Genomic DNA, 2,231 nt, shown 5'->3' with positions numbered 1-2,231 from the left:
GTAATTCCTGATTGTTTGATCGTCTAACAAGAGCGCCTCTGCTACTTCTTCATAACTCCATCCTGAATCAAGAAGAAGTATAGCTTTGATTCGGTCGGCATGACGTCTATGAGGCTCTTTCTTATGTGCTTTTTTAAATTCTATTCGGGTTTTTTCACTGAGAAATGGATTCATGCAGAATTTAATACTCTAGAAACAATTCAAATGCAAGAAAAAAACAGGTTCTTCTAAAAATAAATGCTTTTTACTATCGCTACTCAATTTGTCCCAGACATCAGACTTCAACTATTTAACAAGTTTTCCCATTTCTGGATTGACAATCCCCGAAGAAGTGTTTATTATGCCGAACGTTTGAAATTCTAAACGTTTAACAATTCAAACAATTCTTTACTGCCACGCGCATAGGTAAACGGACTGTAAGGGTGACGTCTAACATAGAGCGACAATCTCGTTTCACTGGCAGGCGGGCAAGTTATTCATAAGTACCGCAATATAATAAGTTACACATATGATATCCATGTAACTGAGAGGGACGGAGTCCAGGCACTGTTTCCTTTTTACTAAAACGAATGATATTGACATAGCTTACGACGACAAGGAGTGTAAGGGACATCACCTCATAGCGGAAGAGATTCGGAAGCTTCCGATCCTCGTATTGACGTGAAGAATATTGCCTTTGATGTAGAGAGTAAGATGTCATCCTGATTTTTAATAAATCTTGCATGCTTGTCCGCTTGTCAGCCTGTTTTGACCTTTGACCGCTCGCTGCCAACTGTTTATTATCTAATCAACCATTTAACGTCTTAACGAATCAACCGTTCTAATGCAGACCTCTGACCTCTGGCTTCTGACTTCCGATCTTTGCCCACTTACCTCGAATTTGAACTATTTACCCTTTGCCAGTTTTCCGCCTTACTTTTTATAAATGGGGAATGTGCTATATGCCTGTTAAATATGATATAGAAATACCAGAAAGAGTGATAAAAGCGCTTGGTTTGCGTGAAAGTGAAGTAAGTGAAACGCTAAAAAAAGAACTTTCAGTTTATTTTTTTGAAAAAAAACTTTTAAGTTTTGGTCAGGCAAGACAATTTTCAGGGTTATCAGTATGGGACTTTCTGGAATTTTTAAGAGAAAGGAAAATCCCTTTGCATTATGATTTGGCTGAGTATGAGGAAGATTTAGAAACAATCAGGGAATTATCATAATGCCTGTTGTTATTTCCAATGCTTCTCCATTAATAGGACTTGTGGGAATTGAACAACTGCATATCTTAAGAAAATTATGGTCGGAAATAGTTATTCCTGAGGCTGTGTATAAGGAAGTTGTTGTAGAAGGAAGAGGAAAACAGGGAGCGAATGTAATAGAGGAGGCATGTAAAGAATGGATAAGAGTTGTTTCTGTGAAAAACAGGCCAGAAGTTGAAGTATTGCAGACCATTCTTGATGAAGGCGAAGCCGAAGTTATAACGCTGGGACAGGAGATTAAAAAAAGCATTCTTTTACTTGACAACAGAGAGCCACGTAATTTTGCAAGGACTGTTAATCTGAAAATGATTGGCACAGTTGGTGTTATTAGATTTGCATGGACGAAAGGCTTAATAAAAGAACCAATCCATGAGATAAATAAGTTACGGTTGAACGGCTTCTGGATAGGCGAGAAACTTATTGAGCAGTTTAAAAAAGATGTAGAGAGTAAGATGTCATCCTGATTTTTAATAAATCTTGCATGCTTGTCAGCTTGTCAGCCTGTTTTTGACCTTTGACCGCTCACGGCCAAACTGCCAACTGTTTATTATCTAATCAACCATTTAACGTCTTAACGACTCAACCGTTCTAATGCAGACCTCTGACCTCTGACTTCAGGCCTCTGGATAATATGAAAATTGAATCAGCTAAGGATTTGCGGGTGTATCAGAAAGCTTATGCACTTGCTATGGAACTGTTTGAACTTTCGAAAGAATTCCACTGTGAGGAGCGTTTTGCTCTTACAGATCAAATACGCCGATCATCAAGATCCGTCTGCGCCAACCTGAGGGAAGCTTGGGCAAAAAGGCGTTATCCTGCACATTTTGTAAGCAAACTTACAGACTGTGATGGTGAAAACATTGAAACAGATACATGGTTAGACTTTGCACGAGACTGCAACTACATTACGGACAAACATCATAAGGAGCTGACGTCTATTTGCTTAGAAGTTGGAAAAATGCTTGGGAGTATGATCAATAATCCAAA

Annotated in this window: 3 protein-coding genes; all 3 read left to right on the top strand. The window is 38.6% G+C overall.

Going from position 1 to position 2,231, the window contains the following annotated elements:
- Window positions 1-941 precede the first annotated feature (941 nt).
- Complete coding sequence (locus QZT26_RS17290) at window positions 942-1,205, top strand: UPF0175 family protein (protein WP_157820543.1); 264 nt, start codon at window positions 942-944, stop codon at window positions 1,203-1,205.
- Window positions 1,205-1,708 carry a DUF3368 domain-containing protein gene (locus tag QZT26_RS17285; RefSeq protein WP_099325451.1) on the top strand — a complete coding sequence of 168 codons (504 nt, stop codon included), beginning with the start codon at window positions 1,205-1,207 and terminating at the stop codon, window positions 1,706-1,708. Before QZT26_RS17290 ends, QZT26_RS17285 begins: the two co-directional genes overlap by 1 nt.
- Before the next feature lie 167 nt (window positions 1,709-1,875).
- Window positions 1,876-2,231 (top strand): four helix bundle protein (locus tag QZT26_RS17280; protein ID WP_295103942.1); only part of this gene is annotated, 356 nt, incomplete at its 3' end.

It is taken from the genome of uncultured Candidatus Kuenenia sp. (assembly GCF_900696675.1).
Lineage (GTDB): Bacteria > Planctomycetota > Brocadiia > Brocadiales > Brocadiaceae > Kuenenia > Kuenenia stuttgartiensis_A.
The sequence above is the reverse complement of the archived record's forward strand: the minus strand, read 5'-3'. Positions and strand labels throughout refer to the sequence as shown.

Bases quoted from the DNA above. Each gene is read 5' to 3' on its own strand.
- QZT26_RS17285 (WP_099325451.1), top strand. From the start codon at position 1,205: ATGCCTGTTGTTATTTCCAATGCTTCTCCATTAATAGGACTTGTGGGA.
- QZT26_RS17290 (WP_157820543.1), top strand. From the start codon at position 942: ATGCCTGTTAAATATGATATAGAAATACCAGAAAGAGTGATAAAAGCG.